This window comes from Leptolyngbya sp. KIOST-1, from assembly GCF_000763385.1.
GTDB lineage: Bacteria > Cyanobacteriota > Cyanobacteriia > Phormidesmidales > Phormidesmidaceae > Nodosilinea.
Map to the genome: position 1 here is coordinate 2224130 of NZ_JQFA01000002.1, position 21785 is coordinate 2245914.

Consider the following 21785-nt stretch of genomic DNA (forward strand, 5'->3'; position numbering starts at 1 on the left):
AAGCACGCAATGGCGTATAGGCATCGCCTTACAAGGCTACAAAATGCCCAATGTTTTGGCGATGGCGATAGCCACTCAGCGGTAGAGGCTGAATCTGCTCAGCCATGTCCTACCCTCTAAACCGCCACCTTGGGCTGGATCAGGGCTAGAGCAGAGGTCAGAGCCTGGTGGCGATTTTCGATCAAATGAATCGCTGGCGGAGCGCTGCCTTCGGTGCGTTTGCGGTTTTGCACAAAGCGCTGCAGGTCGAGGGTCTTGAGGCGGCTCCTGACCTGGCCGGGCTTGACCACAATCCACACGGTGCGATCGCGCCTGATCGAATCCTGCACAATCGACTCGATCGCCAGCGCCGCCGTCACCCCAATGGTCGGCACTTCGCCCAGGTCGAGCACCAGCGCCTGGTAATCCCTGACAAACGACAGGCGGCGCGAAATGCTCTTGGCCGCCCCAAAGCTCATCGGTCCTCCCAGCTGAAACAGCAGAATATCTCCCTCAGAGCGGGTGAGAATGGCTTGCTCAGCGGCGGTCAGGTTACTGTCTTCGGTATCCTCGGTAATGGTTTTAATCCGGGAACTCTGCACATCGCTCAGCCGCTTGATCGTCAGCATGTTGGCCACAAAGGCTCCCACCAGTACCGCCGTAATCAGGTCAATAAACACCGTCAAAAACAGCACCATATACATAATGCCGGTGCCCTTGAGGGAAATTTTGGGGGCACGCTTGATAAAGCCCCAGTCCAGAATGTCAATGCCCACCTTGAGCAAAATCCCCGCCAGCACCGCGTTCGGAATCTGCGCCGTCAGCGGCCCCGCCCCCAGCAGCACCAGCAGCAACACCAGCGCGTGAATCAACCCCGACAGCGGCGTCCGTCCCCCGGCCTGCACGTTGACCACCGTTCGCATGGTCGCGCCGGCCCCCGGTAAACCGCCGAACAACCCTGAGATCACGTTGGCAATGCCCTGGCCAATCAGCTCTTTGTCAGAGTCGTGCTGGGTTTGGGAAATGCTGTCGGCCACCAGCGAGGTCAGCAGCGAGTCGATCGCCCCCAGGACCGCCAGCATGATGCCGTAGCGCAGCATGTCGTCTAGTTCGCGCAGGCTAAAGGTGGGCAGCCGCAGGGTGGGCAGCCCCGAGGGAATGTCTCCAATCCGCGGCAGATCGGCTTGGCCAAACACCACCACCGACACCACCGTAGCCCCCACCAGGGCCACCAGGGGCGCAGGCAGAATGCGGTTCAACCGGCGCGGGATGGCAAACACAATCACCAGGGTCAATAGCCCCAGCCCCAGGGCCACCCAGTTGGGCTGACGCACAAAGCCGGGCAGGTCTTGCAGGGTGTCAACCACTCCCCCCGTAGCGGCATGGCCCAGCAGCGGCGGCAGCTGCAGCAGCACAATGATCACCCCAATGCCCGACATAAAGCCTGAGATCACCGTGTAGGGCAGCAGGGTGATGTATTGCCCCAGGCGCATCAGCCCAAACAGAATTTGCAGCACGCCGCCCAGCATTACCACCGTAAAGGCCATCGCCAGGCCAGTGTCGGGGTAGCGGGCCACCAGCGCGGCAATCACGGTGGTGATCACCACCGTCATGGGGCCAGTGGGGCCAGACACCTGGGTGGGAGTGCCGCCAAACAGCGCCGCGAAAAAGCCGGTAAAGATGGCTCCGTACAGACCCGCGATCGCCCCCGCTCCCGAGGCCACCCCAAAGGCCAGCGCCAGGGGCAACGCCACAATGGCCGCCGTCACCCCGCCAAAAACATCTCCTCGCCAGTGGCGGAAGCCAATGGTGTTTATCAACGGTATTGCCATCGCGATCAAAGCCCCTAGGTGCTATTCGTTCTCTGGGGAGAACAGTCGTGAGGGTAGTTTAGACCGTCTGTTCCAGTAGTCCAGAAATTGTTAGACCAGGTTTAGAACTCAGGTTTGCCAACCCTGGTGACGATTCAGGGCTCAGGGGTTGCAGGGTTGGGCTACGGCCGGAACGGGTTGCAGCTAGTGGTATAGCGATGGCCATTGCGCTTAGGAGATTGGCCTCTTCCAGAGGCAAAAACTGGGGCGGCGCAATGGCGTATAGCCATGCAACCGCAACCCCTGATCATGCCGGCTTGCTCTGCTGACGCAGCTTCCACACCACGCTAGAGGCCAGATTCGTTACCGTGTGGGCGACGATGGGCACCAGCAGGTTGCCGGTCAACACCGCCGCGATCGCCAGCACCAGCCCAATGGCTGTCGCCCACACCACGTAGGTCCACTGATTTAAGCTGCTCAGGTGCAGCACCCCAAAACTGGCCGCCGACACCACAATCCCCAGGCTGTTGAGCCCGATGGCGGGCAGCATGACGCCGCGAAACAGCAGTTCCTCGCTCAGGCCCGGCAACAGGCCCAGCCAGATCAGGTCGGGCCACTGCAGAGGCTGTAGCACCATGGTCAGGTAAGTATCTGCGCTGTAGCGGTAAGCCGGCCACAGCCGGTAGATAAGGCCACTGGCCAGGGTGATACCCAGGCCCAGCCCCAGTCCCATCAGGCCATCCTGGAGAGACAGGCGCAGGGGGAGCAGCCCCGCAGGCTCAAAGTAGAGCCATGCTTTCGAGATCAGCAGTAGCACCACCGCTGTGACCCCCATCGCCGCCAGCACCTGCATGCGGGTCAGGGGCTCAATCTGGGGATCGGGGCTGGGGGGCGGCTGGGTCACAGGGGCACCGGTGAAGGAGGGAATGGCAACGGGGCAAGGGCAGAGGGCATTGCTATCTTAGCGAGTCTGCCGCCCAACCCAACAGATCGCCCTCCACTGCCCTAACCTCCACCGCCCTAATTTAGGCCGAAGATTAGATCGCATGGCTGGCCAGGTCCGGCGGGGCCGGGGTGGGGGGCTGCTTGGTGAACGGCCAGGTGAAGTAGAAGGTGGTGCCCTCACCGACGCTGGAAGCCAGCCAGACGCGGCCCCCTTCGGCTTCGACAATTTTTTTGACCACTGCCAGGCCCACCCCGGTGCTTTCAAAGTCGTCGCGGGCCTTAAGGGTCTGAAAAATGGTGAAAATTTTGTCGTGGTACTGGGGGGCAATGCCGGGGCCATCGTCAGCCACGGCAAACTCAATCCACTGGCCCTGGTCTTGCCAGGAGATACGCACGCTCCCCTGGTCGCGATCGTGGTGTTTGATAGCGTTGTTGATCAGGTTGGCAAACACCTGGCCCAGGGCCGTTTTGTAGCTGTAGATGGTGGGCAGGGCCGCGGGAATATCTACCACAAATGACCGTGGCGGGGCCAGCGAATCGACCACATTGCTCAGGAGCTGATTGAGGTCTACCGCGACGATGCTGCGCTGGCGGCGGCCCACCCGCGAGTATTCCAATAGCCCATTGATCAGCGATTCCATCCGTTCTACCCGGCTGCGCAGCAGCTGGAGCTGGTGGCGGTTTTCGGGGGGCAGCTGGGTGCCCAGGTCTTCGCCCAGCCAGTCGGCCAGGTTGGAGATGGCGCGCAGGGGAGCCTTGAGGTCGTGGGAGGCGACGTAGGCAAACTGGTCGAGTTCGGCATTGCGCTGCTCCAGCATGGCGGTGGTGTGGGCCAGGACCAGGTTGGTGTTGGCCATTTCATCGGCTCGGCGCATGAGCTCTTCGCGGGCGGCCTTGCGGTCCTCAATGTCTTCAACGATGGCAATAAACGCTGAGGGGCGATCGGTGTCATCACTTTCGACGGAGGCGGTCACCAGGGTCCACAGAGGGGTACCGTCTTTGCGCAGGTAGCGCTTTTCAAACTGGCAGGGGGTGTGCTCGGTGAGCAGCTGATGGTAGTAGTACTCGTCCTTAACCCTGTCGCCCTCGTAGGTCATGGACTGGAAGGAACGATTAATAATTTCTTCGGGCTGGTAGCCCAAAATATCGCAAAACTTTTGGTTGACCTGTATCCACTCCCCCTGCCAGTTGAGCCGTGCCATCCCCACGGCGGCCTGCTCAAACACCGCTCGAAACCGCCGTTCACTGGCCCGCAGGTCAAGCTCGGCCTGCTTGGCGGCGGTGATGTCCTGCACTACCCCGACCATGCGCTGGCTGCGCCCGTCTTTGACATCTACTACCCGCCCGTAGGCGCTGACCCAATGCCAGGTGTCGTTGGGCCAGCGCAGCCGGTACTGCCCCGCAAACTCGGATTGGGTGGCGATCGCCTCCTGGAGTATCGCCTCTATGGTGGGCAGGTCATCGGAGTGCACCCGCTCCGCCCAGACCTCAGCCCTATGAGGCATGGTGCCCGGTTCAAGCCCCAGAATCCGCTCGGTCTGGGGCGACCAGATCTGGGTGCCGCTGTCGAGCTGCCAGTCCCAGGTGCCCATCTGGGCGGCGCTGAGGGCCAGATTGAGGCGCTCGGCGGTATCCTGCAGGTCGTCTTTGGCCTGCTGCAGGGTGGTGCGATCGCGCCGTTCCTGCTCCAGCAACGCCTCAATCTGCTGCTTGGCCTCCTCCAGCTGAGCGGTGCGGCGCTGCACCCGGTCCTCCAGGGTCTGGTTGAGCTGCCTGACCTCCTGTTCGGCGGCCCGCAGGCTGGTTTCGGCCTGCGTGCGATCGCTAATCTCGCTCTGCAGCGCCTGGTTCATGTCCATCAGCTGGGTCAGGTTGGGTAGCGCCAGGGCCATCGGCACCCGGGGGACAAGCTCCAGGGCCGTGTAGAGCGACACCAGCGCTGTCACCGCCTTCATCCCACCAGATATCCAGTAGGTCGGGAACCACAGCGTCCACACCTCAAAGAGGTGAGTGGTGCCGCAGGCACCAATGAAGATGGCAAATAGCCAGAACAGGGGCTTGAAGGGTACGTCGGGCCGTCGCTGGACGAAGTACACCAGCGCCCCGGCAATCATCCAGTAGGACAGCGCCACCAGGGCGTCTGACAAAAGATGGAGCCACACCAGACCAGGCCGCCACAGGTAGCAGTGCCCGTGGGGAATAAACGGCCCCGACAGCAGAGACTGCCAGTATTCAACCATGGCACCACCTTATCTAAAGGGAGGGATTTGACCGCTAAGAGAGTCAGCGCGTTGTCCACCCTCTTGGCATATCATGACCATAAGTAGCGTAGAGTCTATCCTCAGATAGAGGCTGGAGGCACGCTAGGTCAGCCTGAGGATACGTGCTAGACCCTGTAGGTTGACGCATAATCAATTCACTTCGGGCGATAGATGGCCCGCCGGTTTTTTTAATGCCTCTTTTCTTAATGCCTCACATAGGGGGCTACCTATGACAGATATTCGCATTGTACTCATTGAAGATCACGACCTCACGCGCCTAGGCCTCAAGGCCGCTCTACAGCGGGTACCTGGGATGACCGTAGTCGGCGAAGCCGCCAACGGGGCTCGCGGCCTCAGCTTGCTTGAAACCGAGCACCCAGACATTGCCATTGTCGACATCGGCCTGCCCGACATTGACGGCATTGAACTGGTGGAGCGGTTGCGCCAGTCCCAGGGCGACCTCGACGAGTCTCCCACCCGTGTCCTGATGCTGACCATGCACGACAGCGAAGCCGCCGTAATGGCCGCCTTTGCGGCCGGGGCTGACTCCTACTGCATGAAGCAGACCGAACTCGACGACCTGATTGTGGCCGTGCGGGAGACCAATGAGGGCAACTCCTGGATTGACCCCGCTGTGGCCAGCGTCGTGCTGCGCCAGGTGCGCAAAACCCCCGCTGGGACGCTGGCCGCCGCCAACCGCACCGTCTCCATTGAGGCTGTAGAGCCTGAGTTTGAGCAAATCTTAGAATCGTATCCGCTGACGGAGCGCGAGCTAGAAATTCTCGAGCTGATTGTCGGCGGGTGCAGCAACGCCGAGATTGCGGAGCGCTCCTACATCACCGTGGGCACGGTCAAAACCCACGTACGCAGCATTCTCAACAAGCTGGGGGTGGACGATCGCACCAAGGCCGCCGTGCGGGCGCTGCGTTCGGGCCTGGTGACCTAGGGTGTGTCGTCAGTTCTGGCCAAAAGCCCGGTATATCCAGCCTTGCCACGCCCGACCCAACAGGCAGGCTAGGGGCTGCAATACCTGAGGGGGCAATTAAAGGCTATGGATAACATCTCCTAGGGCTGCTCAAATTTTAGTTCGCTGCGTTCCCTGGAGTCGTGGTTAAATAATTTCACAACCGTTCATAACTCTCAAGATTTGAAGACTTAGGCTCGGTTGTCAAATTCCGAAGCACCCCTATGGATACCACCCCCTCTGCTCTGTTACCGACACTGGGTCAGCTTCAGCGTAGGCTGACTCAGCGGTTCCAGCGGTTGTACCGCGAAAACCTCAATCACACCCCGGGTAAAATTACCTGCCAACTTCTGGAAGAAAAGCTGCTATTTGTCATCGAAGATTCGGTCACCAAACCTGAGCAACTCTTGTTAGACGAGGGACAGACGGACCTGGCGGAACAGGTAAGGAGTGACCTGGCAACGGCCCTCCGGCCCCAGATTATCGAAATGGTGGAGTCCATTCTCGATCGCCAGGTGATCGATATTTTGACCGATGCGACCCTGACCACCGGGCGCACCAGTATAGTAATTATTCTGTCCGAACCGCCGGAGGTCCGCGCTGCGGCTAAGGAGGCGTAACGAGAAAGGCCGATCGTCACCTGGTGACGATCGGCCTTTTTTATAGGTACAGGCGAGGTGAGAAGGGACGGGGCTAAACAGCTACCTGGGGGACACCAATAAACTGGTTGATCAAATGCTCCAGGGGTTGGATCAGAAAGGGTTTACTGATGTAGCCATCGAACCCAGCGCTGAGAATGCGATCGCGATTTTCCTGCCCGGCCAGGGCCGTCACCGCTACCACCGGAATGGCCTGGGTCTGGGCATCGGCCCGGAGTTGTTGAATCAGGCCGTAACCATCCACCTGGGGCAAGTGAATATCCGACAAAATCAAGTTTGGGCGATGCTGGCGAGCGGCCATTAGAGCGGCAAGACCATCGGCCACGAAGCAGGTTTCACAGGACAGTTGCTCAAGAATGTAGGCCATGAGCGTGAGACTGTCCTCATCATCATCAACTACGAGCACCATCGGAGCCTGGGGGCGAACAGCTAAGGGAAAGGAGGCTGAATTTTGCACAACCACAGGAAGAGTCCTCCATGTTGAGATCACGGGGTACAAGCCACCGCTATATGTGGCCCGCTGGTAGGCACTCCGCCCGTGGTCTAAAGAGCACGTGAAAGGATTGGCTTCGAAGTTCAGGTCTACTGTGACCGTGGCCTGGAAGGGGCAAGCAACGTTGAGCAGAGCTAAGAAAAAGCAAGGTTTCTTTATTTTTGCTTAATCTTTTGTTTTACACATCCTAACACAGCCTCCTCTCAGATAGACCGTGGAGGCTGAATTACAGTAACGTTCTTTAATTTCTCTAGGGGGATAGAGATACCGTTAGAGAACCAAAGGTAAGTCAGCGGCGTACAAATTCACCTTTGACCCAGCCTGGCTCATCTGTCCACAAGTATCAGGGGCAAGGGTCGATTGTGGCTGTGTTGGGTTTTACCGTATGCCCATCGGTTTGCTGGGCCGGGTTTCCTGGGCCGGGTTTGTTAGACTGGGGAAGTCCTACTGGCATTTCCCCTCACCCCACAAGGATTCTTTGGCATGACGGTTGCACCCTTACCGACTCCTTTGATCAAAACCAACGACCTGCTCCAGCGCGACTATTCTACCCCCCGCGATCGCTTCGATGCCGCCTGGGAGGCCACCCTATCTAGCCTGCTGGGCCTGGGCCGCTCTGCCGGGGCCGACTTTGTCGAGTTTTTTCTAGAGCGCAACAACTACATCAGCTGCCAGGCCGAAGACGATGCCATCACTAGCCTCTCGCCGCGCCTGGTGACCGGGGCCGGGGTGCGGGTGTTTGTGGGCAAGGCCGACTGCTACGTCAGCACCAACGACCTCACTTTCAATGGGCTTAAGGCCGCCCTCGACAAGGCGCTGGCGATCATGGGGCTGTCCCTGCCCGGCCCCCACGCCAACCTGGCCGAAATCAACCTGGAGCTGTTGCGCGACTACGCCACCGCCAAGGGCAAAGACGACTGGCTGGCCCAGTGCAGTTCGATGCAGGAAATGGGCGACGTGCTGCTGGCCGCCAATGCCGCCCTGGCCCAAGATGCCAGCCACGTGCAGTCGCGCCGCGCCGTCTACTTCCGCGACTGGCAGGAGGTGCTGGTGGCCGCCAGCGACGGCACCTTTGCCCGCGATATTCGCCTCACCCAGTCGGTGGGCTACAACCTGCTGTGCGCCGACGGCGAGCACCGCTCATCCATTGGCCAGCGGGCAGGGGACACCAGTGACCCGGCCTTTCTGCGCAATTGGGACTTTCGCTCGGCCTCGGCGGATGTGGCCGAGTCGGCGGGCAAAATGCTCTATGCCGACTACGTGGAGTCGGGCACCTACCCCGTGATCATGGCCAACAAGTTTGGCGGCGTGATTTTCCACGAAGCCTGCGGCCACCTGCTGGAGACCACCCAGATCGAGCGGGGCACCACCCCCTTTATCGACAAGAAGGGCCAGAAGATCGCCCACGAAAACCTCACCGCCTGGGATGAGGGGATTTCCCCCGACGCCTTCGGCACTATCGATATGGACGACGAGGGGATGCCCGCCCAGCGCACCCTGCTGATCGAGAACGGCGTGCTGAAAAACTTTTTGAGCGATCGCGCTGGTTCCATGCGCACGGGCCACCCCCGCACGGGCAGTGGGCGCCGCCAGAGCTTTACCTACGCCGCCGCCAGCCGCATGCGCAATACCTACATCGCCCCCGGCGACTACTCGCTGGACGAGCTGTTTGCCTCAGTGGAAAAAGGCATCTACTGCAAGCAGATGGGCGGCGGCAGCGTTGGTCCCACCGGTCAGTTCAACTTTGCCGTCTCCGAAGCCTACCTGATTGAAAACGGCCAGGTGACCAAACCGCTCAAGGGCGCCACCCTAATTGGCGAAGCCACCGAAATCATGGACAAAATCTCCATGTGCTCCAATGACCTGGATCTGGCGGCGGGCTTCTGCGGCTCGATCAGCGGCAGCATCTACGTTACTGTCGGCCAGCCCCACCTGAAGGTGGACTCAATCACCGTCGGCGGTCGTTAGGGAGGTTAGGAGTAGGCAATCGGTTCTCATGCAGTTCGAGTGGGATGAGGCGAAGAACTTAGACAATATTCGCAAGCACGAGATTGATTTTGCCGACATCCCTGACGTGTTTGAAGGGCCAATGCTAGTTGAACCAGACGATCGGTTTGATTATGGCGAAGATCGCTGGTTCGGCATTGGCTTTCTTGGCAACGGTGTAGTTGTTGTGGTTTGGACAGAACGGCAAAATGACGTGATTCGAATTATCTCAGCACGAAGGGCAAATTGATATGAGCGGCAAAGACTTGAGCAATATCTCGCGTACTAACTGGGCAGCGTTGGAGGCACTAGATGATGAAGGAATTGATTACTCCGATATTCCGCCCCTGACAGAGGAGTTTTTTGAGAAGGCTACTCTGAGAGTTCCTGCTGCCCAGGCGCGTCAGCTCGTCAAAATTGAGCCTGAGGTGTTGTCGTGGTTTCAGGCTCAAGGCGGTGAATACAAAGCCCTAATTAACTCCGTCTTGCGCCATTACATTGAAGGCAGAAACCATGACGGGAGCAGTCCCAATACTAGTCCCCTTTAAACCTCGTTTGTTTCAGTATTGACAGCCCAGGACAGTCCAGGTGTTGACATCGATCTTGAACAATTGGATGGCAACCCATGCTGAGTACGACAAGTTGATTCGCCGCCTGTAGCAACCCACCACCTAACCCTTTTACTTCTTCGCCCATCCACCCTTCCACCCTTCCACTCCTAATCATCCATCCCCATGCCTACAATTCAAGACATTGCCGCCTACGCGGAATCTAGCGCCAAGAAACTCGGTATTTCCAAATACGACGTCTACGGGTCTTCCGTAGACGAAACCAGCGTGCAGGTTGACAAGGGCGACCCGAAGCAGGTCAAGGCCTCGAATCGCTCCAGCGTGATCGTGCGGGTGTGGAACCCGGACGGCAAGGTGGGGGTGACCTCCACCAGCGATGTCGACCCCCTGGGTATGGATCTGGCCCTGCAAACCGCCCAGGAAGCCAGCGCCTTTGGTGTCAGTGACCACATCCCCGACTTTAGCCCTGAGTCGGTGGCCCCCACTGCCGACGTGCAGGTGGAGACAGTGCCCCCGGCCCCAGTGGGCGACTTGATTTCGACCCTGGTAGATGTAGAGAAGCAGCTGCTGGGGGCGCATCCGGCAATCGCCAGCGTGCCCTACAACGGTCTGGCACAGCGCAGCATCGATCGCTTTTACCTCAACAGCGCTGGAGCCCTGCGCCACGAGGCCCGCTCCTACGCCTCGCTGTACCTGTACAGTAAAACCGAGCAGGAGGGCCGCAAACCCCGCTCTGCTGGGGCGATGCGGGTGAATCGGGGCCTGCCTCTGCTCGACATTGAGGGCTGCCTGAAAGAAGCCGCCGAGAAAACCATCAGCCACCTCGACTACAACAAGGTGGCCTCGGGCAAGTACCGGGTCGTGTTCTCAGGCGAGGCGTTTTTAAGCTTGCTGGGGGCGTTCTCGAATATGTACAACGCCCAGAGCGTGCTGGACAACCGCAGCCTGTCCACGGCGGATTCCCTGGGCAAGGTGGTGGCCTCGCCCCTGCTGTCGGTGTACGACGATGCGCTACACCCCGAAAACGTCAGCGCCGAAACCTTTGACGGCGAGGGCACGCCCACCCGTCGGGTGCCGATTATTGAGCAGGGCGTGCTGACCCAGTTTTTGCACAGTGCCGGTACCGCCAAGCGCATGGGCACCAGCCCTACAGGCCACGCCAGCATTGGCGCGAAGGTGTCGGTCAGCCCCAGCTACTACCACGTACTGCCGGGGGCCGAGGCCAGCGCCGAGTTCAGCCTGGAGAACGCCGAGAACGTGATTTTTATCGACGACCTGCAGGCGCTCCACGCCGGGGTGAACGCGCTGCAAGGCTCCTTCTCGCTGCCCTTCGATGGCTGGCTGGTGAATGGGGGAACCCGCACCAGCGTGGAGTCGGCTACGGTAGCGGGCGACTTCTGCGACCTGCTCAAGGCGATCGTGCATGTGGAACCGGAGGTGGAGGTGACCCCCGGCGGCTTGTGCCCGCGCGTCTGGGTCGATGCCCTATCGATTACGGGAGAGGGTTAGCGACTCGATTCTGCTTAGGAAGACAGTAAAATAGGTGACGACTTAGGGAGATCCAGGGCTTGTCTGATTAAGGAGTAACCCTGACCGAACACTAGTGTCACCAACATCTACAACGCCAATGCTAAATGTCAATCCATTGGGGTAGTTACTTCCAAAGGAAAATGTTTGTGACCCTGTTTCTTCGTTGAAGCCTGGAACCGAGGTAGGCGTAAATGTGCCAAAATTGGTGTCTGCTAGAGATTGCAGAGCATTGCCACTAACAGAAACAAAGGAAAAGTCGTTGTAAAATCCTTCAGGCGTACTTTCACTCGTTAAGAAGTTCCACCCAAAGGCTGCCGTACTTTCTACAGGGGCCGTTATGCGAATTTTTAGAGCTGACCCTTGGGTGACTGTGCCTAACCCTAAGCCATTCAATTCGCCGGGCGCTAGCTCTAGAAAGGTTTCTAACGCACTTACAGGCTGACCGTTGTTGGAGAGTTGTGCTTGCAGGTTACTTAAGTTTGCATCAGAAGCTGGGATAGCCCCGTTTAATGTGACATTACCCAGTGGTATCAACTCCACAAATCCAAAGACCTGAGAGCTATTGCCTGGGATTAACTCCCCCAGTACCACAGGTAGCGCCCCAGCACCAGACTCTGGTAAGTTCACTGAACCCAAACCTGCGATGTCAAGCTGTTGCTGAGGCCCAGTTGACCACAGCCGTACATTGTCAGGAACAGTCAAGTTGCCCTGATAAGCCACATTCCCTACACGTACATAAATAATGTGATTACCGTCTGGCTGAGCGACGGCAACCGCATTAGAAAGGTTACCTAAGGGGCTTTCAATGCTGCCGTCTCCATTGCCATCGCCGACCACATGAATGAAGAACCATGGTTGCCCTGTAGCGGGGTTGAGGGCCAGAATTGGTTCTCCTTGTATAAGTTGACTATCCAGCACTTCATTTTGCACGTCCACTTTGATGGTGGATGACCTTTCTAAGGGAGCACCAAGACGGGCAACCTGTTGTTCTTCTGGAGATGCTGCGCTACGGCCCGGCCCGCCCGGCAGACTTAATCGTACGCTTCCTAGCAAGTTAGTACCAAAGACTTCGTCGTGCTGGACGCCCATTCCTAGCTCTAGGCCTGGACTTGGCTGCGCCGAGAGTCGACCTCTAATACCAAAGGTGCCGCTTACTCCAGGGCCACTGAGATAGTAAGGACTGATATATCCCCGTAAATCACCACCATTGGCAAACTGTAGCAGTCGTCCCCCGACTTCTATATCCATCCCTCCAAGGGCAGCCTGATAGGTATTAGTCACCTGATTTTGTAAAGCAGTGTCAAAAAATAGAGAATTACCCTGAAATCTAGCCGTCCCGCTCATCGCTCCTAAGGTACTAGTTTGACTCTCTATAAGTTGACGAGCGGTGCCAACCGGTAGATAAGCATTAAGACGTAAATCCCAAGTTTCGCCCAACGTTTCCACCCCGAATCCCAGTTGGTTGAAGGAGGCTTGCCCGGTGTTGCGGTTATCAAATGCAACATAGCCTCCCACCGTGCGGTTTTGCTCAGGCAGTTGTTGCCGATAGCCCAGCACGGCATTGCCTCCCAGGTTGCCGCTATTTTGCAGCAAGAGACTGCCTTCTAGAAAAACAACATTGTGACCAGGAACTTGCCAAAGGGGTACAAACCCGCCAAATTGCGTTAGTCCATCGGCACCAGCGCTTGAGCTATTATGCCCGAGGTTAAAGCGTCCCCTTATTGTGGGGGGAGAGGCTAAGGTCTCAATGGAGGGAGTGTCCACGGTTTGAGCTTCGAGAGCTGACGTGGGGGCTTGTCCTACGCTGGGTGTAAGAGTCTGCTCAGCGTCGGCAATACTCTCTAAATCCCTATCTACAACTTGAGATAATTTTTGTCCAACGCCTGGAACACTAGCGGGCAATTGACTTTCTAACGCTTTGGCTAGCTGGGGTACCGTTAGATTTACTGACAGAGCCAGGGCAAATACTTGATAAATCTTCATGGCTGGGGCCTTTGTGATAAGCAAACATGGCACTAGTTATGAAAATTCCCAGAAAGGATTACAGAATCACAAGGTCGGGAATGTGTTGGGCATTTTTGCCGAACGCGGTGCTTGCTCGTTTACCAATAGTCCGGACACTTTTTCAAGCGATCTCTGAGACCCTTGATTTCTCGTTGACTAAGCCACTGTGGAAGCGGGCTGAAACCCGTATGCTACCGTTGACTCTCAAAAACTGTCCGGAGTGTTGACTTATGAGACATTTGACTAAATAGATCAGATCGAAAAAACTGGTACAACTAGCTGTCCGAAAATCCTGTTTCAAAACGTTCTAATGGATACAGAGATGTTTACAATAAATTGATTTCCCTGGCATCCCTGTTTAGCTTAGCGGGCTGTCGATTTAGAGAAAGGAGTAAAAAGCAAATTGCAGGGTAAAGCTTCAGGTTCAAGGGACGACCTCACACCTGGAATCAACAACGTCTTAAACTTGGTTAAGATACAACCCAGTTCTGGACGCCCTCCTGCACCAGTCCAACGCCGACCTGCACCAGGGTAAAGCCCACCCCGGCCAGCAGGGTCGCCCTAAACAGGTCGATATTGAGCCCGGCCCGCACGGCGGCGATCGCCCCCAGCAGCGTCCACCCGGCCAGAGCCAGGGTGATCGGTCGGCCGAACAGGGGGATCACCGTTAGCAGGTTGAGAATTTGGGGCGTGTAGGCAAACCCGACTGGGATCAACAGTTCCCGGTAGGGCGGCACTGGCGGGTTGACGTAGGTGTCGAGCTTCCAAATGGCGTAGGTCCACAGGTAATACCCGGCGACCACGCTGGCAATGTTGATCAGTACCCCAAGGCCAAGCTGCAGAAGCGAGGGCTGGTAGAGCAGCAGGATCAGGCCGCTGCCCAGCCCGTGGGAGACTGCCGCCAGGGCCACAATCCCCTGGGCATAGCGTTTGGCGGCGGGGTAGCGATGGCTGTGCTCATAGAAATTTCGGTTGAGGGTGAGGGCGTCGAGCAAAACCTGCCGCAGCCACCTGATAGAATGCCGCTGAGCCATGGGATGTAATCTAGATTACCTGGCCCAGTCTACCCCCGGGGTGGTCCACCATGAAAACTCTCTTGTCTAACCTGGCGGCGCGGGCGGTAGGCGACACCAGCAAGCTGCTCACGGCCCTGGGGTTGTTTTTTCTGGCCTGGGGTACGATCGCCCCGATTAGCACCCTGTCCTGGTGGCTGCAGGATGGCAACGGCCTGGCCGACGAGCGACCCGACCTGGCCGACGACGCCGTGACCAGCGACCCAGGCCCCCCCTGCTACCTGGTCTTTTTGACCGGCGTTGGCGATGTCTCAGACGCAGCCCTGGCCGACGGCGAAGCGGTCTTTTTAGACGAGATGGAGGCCGCCGTACCAAACTGTGTGGTGGTGCGGGATGTGTTTCCCTACTCCGCCGCCAGTGACGATGTAGGAGGGCAGCCCTTCTTTCGCTGGCTCTGGCAGGTCAGCGAAGACATTGGCACTAGCGACAACCCCGCCCGCATGGTCTTGCAGGCGCGCAACCTGTGGCGCATAGCGCTGTCCGCCGACAACCGCTATGGCCAGGCCTACAACCGGGGCACAGCGGCGGCGATCGCAGAGCGGATGACCGCCGCCGCCGCCATCAACCTGGAGGCCGATCCACCCATTCAGCTCGTAATGGTGGGCACCAGCGGCGGTGCCCAGGTGGCCCTGGGGGCAGCCCCCTACCTGAAGCAGTGGCTACCGGTGGCGATTACGGTGATCTCCGTGGGCGGAGTATTTGATGGGCAGGAGGGATTTGATGCGGCCGGGCAGGTCTACCACCTCCACGGCGAGGGGGACTGGGTCGACAATGTGGGCTCGGCGCTGTTTCCGTCGCGCTGGCGGTGGGCCTGGGGGTCGCCCTTTAACCGAGCGCGGCGATCGGGGCGATACCTGCCGATCGCCAGCGGCCCCCACGAACACGACGGCGATCGCGGCTACTTTGGCGAAGATCCGGTGGAGGGCGAGGCGGAAACCGTCACCTACGTAGATCTGACCGTAGAAACAGTCAAAGCTCTGCCGGTTTGGGATCAGTTTAGATAGCATCGGGCTAGATAAATAGATGGTAGAAGGCGTATCCATACCACCGCGTCCCGGCTACACCCTGCCGGTGTTTGCCTGTGCCGGGGCGATCGCCGCCCTGCGGCACCTGCTCAACCCAGGCGATCGCCCCCAATCTGTCACCCTGGATCTGCTCAACCCACCCCAACCCGCCGACATTCCCATTGCTCAGCTGGCCCCGCTGCCCGATGGCTCCGTGCTGGCGATCACCCACAGCGACCCTGGCGACAACCTCGACCTCACCCGCCACACCCCGATCTGGTCAGTGGTGGCCTGGGGCAGCGGTGACCAGCCAGAGCCTATCCACATTGACGGCGGCGAGGGCATTGGCCGCCAGATCGACCAGGAGGGTGCGCCAGCGATCTACCGCTACGCCAGGGAGGTCATGGTCCACAACCTGAGGCCGCTGGTCCCCCAGGGCCAAACCCTGCGGGTGACGATTATTTTGCCGCAGGGCCGCGCGCTGGGCGATCGCACCTCCAACGCGGCCTTTGGGGTCGTCGATGGGCTGTCCCTGCTGGGCACCTCGGGCATTTCGGCCCCCCTCAGTGCCCCCGGTCAGCTCGACGAGTCCCGCGAAATCTTGCGGGACAAGGCCAGCCGGTACCGCCACCTGGTGTTTTGCCTGGGCGAAAACGGGCTGGACCTGGCGGTGAAGCTGGGGATCGATCGCGATCGCCGGGTCAAAACCGCCAACTGGCTGGGGCCCATGCTGGTCGAGGCGGGGCAGCTAGGCTTAGCTGGCGTTCTCCTGCTGGGGTACCACGGCAAGCTGGTCAAGCTGGCCGGGGGCATTTTTCACACCCACCACCACGTCGCCGATGGACGGCAGGAAATTCTGGCGGCCTGCTGTGCGGCGGTAGGGGCGGAGTTGCCCGTCATTCAGTCCGTTCTGGCGGCCAAAACCGTTGAGGCAGGGCTAGGGATTCTGCGTCAAACGGATGAATCCCTCAGCCATCGGGTCTATCAGCATATGGTCGATCGCATTGACGAGCGGGCCGCCGCCTATGTCCACGCCCACATGGCCCAGCCCCTGACGGTGGGGACGATAGTATTCGATCGCAAGCGCCAGGTGGTAGCCCGCAGTCAACTAGCTGAAGTACTGTTCCATCAAGTTTTGGTAGACTAGAAGGAATATCTTTTTATCAAACGTCCATAACATCCGCATACAACCTCCTCCGTCTGCTGCCCCAGGGCCACACCCCTGTTTTTCCATCGACCGATTGCTACTCGCTTGCAGAACGGCTGAATTTGGACGTTGATCAGCCTCCTCCAGGACCGCCAAACGACCAATCAAGGCCATCCCAACGCCCTGAACCGCTGGCTTCTTCCTGCTCTCCTCGGCCCCAGGCTGAGGCTCTTTCGTTTAGCGTTTAATGCCCCGAGCCCATCACCTTCAGGATTTAACCCGTGACCCTTCAAACCGAACCCACCGCCCACCTTGGCGAAGATTCCCTGCCAGAGGTCAACCGCCAAATGCTCGTCATCCTCGACTTTGGCTCTCAGTACTCTGAGCTGATCGCCCGCCGCATCCGCGAGACCGAGGTGTACTCCGAGGTGCTCTCTTACCGCACCACCGCCGAGCAGCTCAAGCAGCTCAACCCCAAGGGCATTATTCTTTCGGGCGGCCCCAACTCGGTCTACGACAACGGTGCCCCCCACTGCGACCCGGCCATCTGGGAGCTGGGGATTCCGGTCCTGGGGGTATGCTATGGCATGCAGCTGATGGTTCAGCAGCTGGGCGGCCAGGTGGAGCGGGCCGAGCGGGGCGAGTACGGCAAGGCCGACCTCTTCATCGACGACCCCACTGACCTGCTCACCAACGTGGAAGAGGCCACCACCATGTGGATGAGCCACGGCGACTCGGTGACTCGCCTACCCGAGGGCTTTGAGGTGCTGGCCCACACCCACAACACCCCCTGCGCCGCCGTCGCTGACCACGTGCGCAAGCTCTACGGCGTGCAGTTTCACCCTGAGGTGGTGCATTCCAAGGGAGGCATTGCCCTAATTCGCAACTTTGTCTACCACATCTGCGAGTGCCAGCCCACCTGGACCACCGAAGCCTTTGTAGAAGACGCCATTCGCGAGGTGCGGGCGCGGGTGGGCGACAAGCGGGTGCTGCTGGCCCTCTCCGGCGGCGTAGACTCCTCGACCCTGGCCTTTTTGCTACACCAGGCGATCGGCGATCAGCTCACCTGTATGTTCATCGACCAGGGCTTTATGCGCAAGGACGAGCCCGAGCGGCTGGTGAAGCTGTTTGCCGAGCAGTTCCATATTCCGGTGATTCATATCAAGGCCCGCGATCGCTTCCTGGCCAAGGTCGAGGGCATCACCGATCCCGAAGAAAAGCGCAAGCGCATCGGCCACGAGTTCATTCGCGTCTTTGAGGAAGAGTCCAAGCGCCTCGGCCCCTTCGACTACCTGGCCCAGGGCACCCTCTACCCCGACGTGATCGAGTCCGCCGACACCAATGTCGATCCCAAGACTGGGGAGCGGGTAGCGGTGAAGATCAAGAGCCACCACAACGTCGGCGGCCTACCCAAAGACCTCCAGTTCAAGCTGGTGGAGCCCCTGCGCAAGTTGTTCAAAGACGAAGTGCGCAAGGTGGGCCGCTCCATCGGCCTGCCCGAGGAGATTGTCCGCCGTCAGCCCTTCCCCGGCCCCGGCCTGGCCATTCGCATCATTGGTGAAATCACCGAGGAGCGGCTAGAAATTCTGCGCAATGCGGATTTTGTAGTGCGGGACGAAATTGCCAAACAGGGTATGTACCACGACTTCTGGCAGGCCTTTGCGGTGCTGCTGCCCGTGCGCAGCGTGGGCGTGATGGGCGATCAGCGCACCTACGCCTACCCCATCGTGCTGCGCCTGGTCAGCAGCGAAGACGGCATGACCGCCGACTGGTCGCGGGTGCCCTACGACCTGCTAGAGACGATCTCAAACCGCATCGTCAACGAAGTCGATGGCGTCAACAGGGTGGTCTACGACATTACCTCCAAGCCACCTGGCACCATTGAGTGGGAATAGAGCTTAGCTGCGGAACGCTGGCTCAAGACACAAGCCGTCCTCAAAATAAAATAAAAGGGGGAGGTGATTCGCAAATCACCTCCCCCTTTTTGTTCAGGCTGTTCTTTGTTCAGGCTGTTCGCCTCACAGAGGCTAAACAGCAGCCAGCTCAGGCGCAGGGCGCTTGCTGTTGCGAATGCCCTCGATCGCCGCCGCATAGTCAGGCGCATTAAACACCGCCGAACCGGCCACGATCGCGTTGGCCCCAGCCTCCAGCACCTGCCAGGTGTTGTTGACCTTGAGGCCGCCGTCTACCTCGATCCAGGGGTTGAGGCCGCGCTCGTCGCACATGTTGCGCAGGGCACGCACCTTATCCACCATGGTCGGAATGAAGCTCTGACCGCCGAAGCCGGGGTTGACGCTCATGATCAGCACCAGGTCGCAGAGGTCAAGTACGTTCTCAATTAGCGACAGCGGAGTACCGGGGTTGAGCACCACGCCCGCCTCTTTGCCCAGCTCTTTGATCTGGCCCAGGGTGCGGTGCAGGTGGGGCGAGGCATTGTGCTCGCAGTGCACAGTGATAATGTCAGCGCCGGCTTTGGCAAAATCAGCCACGTACTTCTCCGGCTCGACAATCATCAGGTGTACATCGAGGGGCTTTTGGGTGACGGGGCGAACGGCATCGACAATCAGGGGGCCGATGGTAATGTTGGGCACAAAGCGGCCATCCATCACGTCCACATGAATCCAGTCAGCGCCAGCTTCATCGACCGCCTTGATTTCTTCGCCCAGGCGGCTGAAGTCTGCCGACAAAATGGACGGGGAGATCACGACAGAATTTTTGTTGGAAGAAGTATGCGGCATGGTGGATGGTTCTCCTGTGCGTTTGTGACCATCGTAACAAAGTCTTAAAATTACTTCTCACAAAACTTGAGGAATTGCAGCAATTCCCCATCAATATATGGTGAAGCCCTGGGATCGCTACGCATTCGACAGCCGCGCCATCGCCTGCCCCGCCAGCGCTTTGTGGGCCTCCGCCAGCAGGTGCGGAATTTTGTCGGCGTGGGGGCTGCGACGCAGGCATTCTGAGAGATCCACTTGATCTAAGTTCTCAGCCTTTTCGCCGGGGAACCAGTGGCCGGCGTTGCCCAGCATGTTGTAGCGGGCCTTGCCGTAGTCTTCCATATCGAAGGCGAGCAGCAGGTTCCGCAGCCGCAGAATGGCGGGAATGTTGATGTTGCCGGGGGTTTGCTCAGGGCTGGGCAGGCCGATCGCCCAGGTGCGCAGCCAGTCTTCGCCCAGTACAGCCTGGGCGTGGCGGTGCAGGCGATCGCGCACCGGCTTCAAATGCAGCTCAGCCTCGTCCAGCAGGGGCAGGGTGTTGAGGTGCTCGTCAAAATCGCTGGGCCGTGCCGCCCCAACGCTGAGGGTGTGCACCTGGGGGTGGCTGAGGCAAAATAGGTCGTTAAACACCAGCGGGCTGAGTGGGTCGCACAGTTCCATCAGCTTGGCGGGCGGGTTGTACAGGTGCCCCCCTTTGTCCGACGGGCTGATGATAAATACGCCCAGGTCGTGGCGCTGGGCCAGGTCGATCGCAGGCCAGTTGTCTTGGTTGATGTAGTACCAGTGCAGGTTGACGTAGTCGAACGCATCGGAGGCGATCGCCTGCTGAATCACCGCCGTCGGCGCGTGGGTCGAAAAGCCAATGAACCGCACCCTTCCCTGGCGCTGAAACTCCCGCGCCACCGCCATACAGCCGCCGGGGCGCAGGGTCCAGTCCAGCAGTTCTGCCGTGTTGATGCCGTGAATGCCGAGCAGGTCTACCGTTTCCAGCCTGAGGTTGTCCAGGGATTGAGCGAGGTGCTGGCGAAACTCGGCGGGGTCTGCGGTTGGGGAAACCTTGGTTTGTACGATCAGGCGGCTGCGATCGAGCCCTGGCAAAATCTGCCCCAGCTGAATCTCCGAGGTGCCGTAGCCCCGCGCCGTCTCGATGTGGTTGATGCCCACATCTAACGCGCGGTGAATCGTGGCCGCCAGGTTTTCCTGGTTTTTCTGAGGAATGTCTGCCAGCGGCACGTCTTTCCACGAGTGCTGGTACCGCATACCGCCGCAGGAAAACACGGGCATTTGCAGCTCGGTGCGGCCAAAACGTCGATATTGCATTGGGGGTTGAACGGTCGAAGGATTATCCCTCAAGGTAAGCAAGGAGTGGCCGGTTGTAAAGGTTGTCGGAGCAATGGGAGCGGGTTTCAGAAATATCAACCCCGGCGACAAGGCAACCCCCTGTCAACCCTGGCCCTGCTAAAGCAAGAGAGCCGAATGGCTCTTTAGCAGGAGGGGATCTACAGCTATGGGGACAGATTTACTTGCCCTACATTTTGATGCCCCCTTTGAGAGAGGGGAAACAAGTATTATCCCGCAACCATGACGATCAAACCGACATTCCGCAGGTTGACAGGAGTTAATTTAGGAGATAGTACCGGCAGGCCGGGAAGCCCATAAGGCGAACGATTTTGTTGCGTTCTTCTGAGAGGTTGCTGACCTGCTGAGAAGAGCCGATAGAGACCAAGTGAATGGCCTGAAACTTCTGCAAAATCCAGCGAAAGGTCGGATTGCGAGTGGGGCGCTGCTTTTGGTCGAGCACCGTGTCATCGGCTTGGGCGAGCTGCGCTCTGAGTTTGCGCTGGCCAAGACTGTAGACCAGCAGCGTCAAGGCCATGACGAGGGCGAGGGCCTCAACCCGCTGCGGTTTTTTGACAAAGACACTGCTGGTGAAGAAGAGGGGGTCTTTGAGAAAGCGAAAGCCGCGCTCAACGTGCTGCTGAGCTTTGTACTCTTGCAGCAGGCGCTGGGCCGGGTAGGTGTCGTCATCCAGGACGTTGGTAGCCAGAATGAAGCGACGATAGCGCTGTTGGCACTGGGCCTCATACTCAGCGGTGCGTTCCAGGGTCGCCTGCCATTGATAGCCTAACGTCGGTGAGTCTGAGGGTTGAGAGCGCTTGGGCCGACCGGGGGGACGCTTAGCAGCGACCGAGACCAGCGCCACCTGAGTCAGGGTGTAGCCGGTGAGGGAGTCTTGAAAGCGCAGGAGTGCATCCATGGCATCGGGCTTACAGGCAAACACCTGGCTACAGAGTTGGCGCAACGACCGTTGCAGCCCCTTTTCCTGCTTTTCGAGGGGTTTGAGCCAATCCTCTGACTCGCGTCGGTGCGGGCTTTCCACCAGAATCCAGCGCTGTTCCACCCCAGCGTAGCGCTGCCGTTGTTCCCACAGCCGATAGCCGTCGAGGTCACAGGGCCTCTCGCTCAGCGAATCGGGGGCGCTATCCACCAGGGTTTGAGCCGCTTTGAGGGTTTGTGGCACTCGGCTCAACCAGGGCAAACTCCCCACCTGCTGGAGGTTGGGTTCACTGTAGAACGCCGCATCGGCCACCATCAAAGCGGGCGTCTGCCACTGCTAGATCTGACCGTAGAAACAGTCAAAGC

Annotated in this window: 18 protein-coding genes; 9 read left to right on the forward strand and 9 right to left on the reverse strand. The window is 59.0% G+C overall.

Annotated elements, in window-relative coordinates; genetic code table 11:
• Positions 1-116 precede the first annotated feature (116 nt).
• The 3 genes from NF78_RS09845 to NF78_RS28150 form a co-directional block, all read right to left on the reverse strand.
• Complete coding sequence (locus NF78_RS09845; protein ID WP_035985967.1) at positions 117-1811, reverse strand: SulP family inorganic anion transporter; 1695 nt, start codon at positions 1809-1811, stop codon at positions 117-119.
• 286 nt (positions 1812-2097) lie between these two features.
• A complete protein-coding gene (locus tag NF78_RS09850; RefSeq protein ID WP_035985968.1) occupies positions 2098-2694 on the reverse strand; it encodes a CPBP family intramembrane glutamic endopeptidase in 597 nt (198 codons plus the stop codon).
• Between the two features lie 133 nt (positions 2695-2827).
• Positions 2828-4975, reverse strand: coding sequence for a PAS domain-containing sensor histidine kinase (locus tag NF78_RS28150; protein WP_052050065.1), 2148 nt, complete (start codon positions 4973-4975; stop codon positions 2828-2830).
• Between the two features lie 250 nt (positions 4976-5225).
• Here NF78_RS28150 and NF78_RS09860 point away from each other — a divergent pair, with 250 nt between their 5' ends.
• Positions 5226-5942 carry a response regulator gene (locus NF78_RS09860; protein ID WP_035985969.1) on the forward strand — a complete coding sequence of 239 codons (717 nt, stop codon included), beginning with the start codon at positions 5226-5228 and terminating at the stop codon, positions 5940-5942.
• 242 nt (positions 5943-6184) lie between these two features.
• Positions 6185-6580, forward strand: a complete 396-nt coding sequence (locus NF78_RS09865; protein WP_035985970.1) for a DUF2294 domain-containing protein — start codon at positions 6185-6187, stop codon at positions 6578-6580.
• A 73-nt stretch (positions 6581-6653) separates the two neighbouring features.
• Here NF78_RS09865 and NF78_RS09870 read toward each other — a convergent pair whose 3' ends face one another.
• Positions 6654-7028 carry a response regulator gene (locus NF78_RS09870; protein WP_072016036.1) on the reverse strand — a complete coding sequence of 125 codons (375 nt, stop codon included), beginning with the start codon at positions 7026-7028 and terminating at the stop codon, positions 6654-6656.
• Positions 7029-7595: 567 nt separating this feature from the next.
• Between NF78_RS09870 and NF78_RS09875 the strand changes: the two genes are divergently transcribed.
• The 4 genes from NF78_RS09875 to NF78_RS09890 all read left to right on the forward strand — a co-directional run bounded on the left by NF78_RS09875 (position 7596) and on the right by NF78_RS09890 (position 11176).
• Positions 7596-9080 carry a TldD/PmbA family protein gene (locus tag NF78_RS09875; protein ID WP_035985971.1) on the forward strand — a complete coding sequence of 495 codons (1485 nt, stop codon included), beginning with the start codon at positions 7596-7598 and terminating at the stop codon, positions 9078-9080.
• Positions 9081-9108: 28 nt separating this feature from the next.
• Positions 9109-9348, forward strand: a complete 240-nt coding sequence (locus NF78_RS09880; protein WP_052050067.1) for a BrnT family toxin — start codon at positions 9109-9111, stop codon at positions 9346-9348.
• A gap of 1 nt (position 9349) precedes the next feature.
• A complete protein-coding gene (locus NF78_RS09885; RefSeq protein ID WP_035985972.1) occupies positions 9350-9646 on the forward strand; it encodes a BrnA antitoxin family protein in 297 nt (98 codons plus the stop codon).
• A gap of 186 nt (positions 9647-9832) precedes the next feature.
• Positions 9833-11176, forward strand: coding sequence for a TldD/PmbA family protein (locus NF78_RS09890; protein ID WP_035985973.1), 1344 nt, complete (start codon positions 9833-9835; stop codon positions 11174-11176).
• Between the two features lie 42 nt (positions 11177-11218).
• Here NF78_RS09890 and NF78_RS31050 read toward each other — a convergent pair whose 3' ends face one another.
• Together NF78_RS31050 and NF78_RS09895 are read right to left on the reverse strand one after the other, a co-directional pair.
• Positions 11219-13180 carry an inverse autotransporter beta domain-containing protein gene (locus NF78_RS31050; protein WP_156119717.1) on the reverse strand — a complete coding sequence of 654 codons (1962 nt, stop codon included), beginning with the start codon at positions 13178-13180 and terminating at the stop codon, positions 11219-11221.
• A gap of 491 nt (positions 13181-13671) precedes the next feature.
• Positions 13672-14235: a hypothetical protein gene (locus NF78_RS09895; protein WP_035985974.1), complete on the reverse strand. Its 564-nt coding sequence runs from the start codon at positions 14233-14235 to the stop codon at positions 13672-13674.
• A 50-nt stretch (positions 14236-14285) separates the two neighbouring features.
• Between NF78_RS09895 and NF78_RS09900 the strand changes: the two genes are divergently transcribed.
• The 3 genes from NF78_RS09900 to guaA all read left to right on the forward strand — a co-directional run bounded on the left by NF78_RS09900 (position 14286) and on the right by guaA (position 18320).
• Complete coding sequence (locus NF78_RS09900) at positions 14286-15278, forward strand: hypothetical protein (RefSeq protein WP_035985975.1); 993 nt, start codon at positions 14286-14288, stop codon at positions 15276-15278.
• A gap of 19 nt (positions 15279-15297) precedes the next feature.
• The gene (gene cbiD / locus NF78_RS09905; protein ID WP_035985976.1) at positions 15298-16425 is read left to right on the forward strand and encodes a cobalt-precorrin-5B (C(1))-methyltransferase CbiD; all 1128 of its coding nucleotides are present in this window, start codon (positions 15298-15300) and stop codon (positions 16423-16425) included.
• A gap of 347 nt (positions 16426-16772) precedes the next feature.
• On the forward strand, positions 16773-18320 hold the full coding sequence (gene guaA / locus NF78_RS09910; protein WP_081972711.1) for a glutamine-hydrolyzing GMP synthase: 1548 nt from the start codon (positions 16773-16775) through the stop codon (positions 18318-18320).
• A gap of 132 nt (positions 18321-18452) precedes the next feature.
• Here the strand turns inward: guaA and rpe are convergent, their stop codons facing one another.
• The 3 genes from rpe to NF78_RS09925 all read right to left on the reverse strand — a co-directional run bounded on the left by rpe (position 18453) and on the right by NF78_RS09925 (position 21735).
• Positions 18453-19163: a ribulose-phosphate 3-epimerase gene (rpe, locus tag NF78_RS09915; RefSeq protein ID WP_035985980.1), complete on the reverse strand. Its 711-nt coding sequence runs from the start codon at positions 19161-19163 to the stop codon at positions 18453-18455.
• Between the two features lie 117 nt (positions 19164-19280).
• Complete coding sequence (locus NF78_RS09920; protein ID WP_035985981.1) at positions 19281-20462, reverse strand: aldo/keto reductase; 1182 nt, start codon at positions 20460-20462, stop codon at positions 19281-19283.
• Positions 20463-20760: 298 nt separating this feature from the next.
• The gene (locus NF78_RS09925) at positions 20761-21735 is read right to left on the reverse strand and encodes an IS1634 family transposase (protein WP_052049762.1); all 975 of its coding nucleotides are present in this window, start codon (positions 21733-21735) and stop codon (positions 20761-20763) included.
• Positions 21736-21785: the final 50 nt, after the last annotated feature.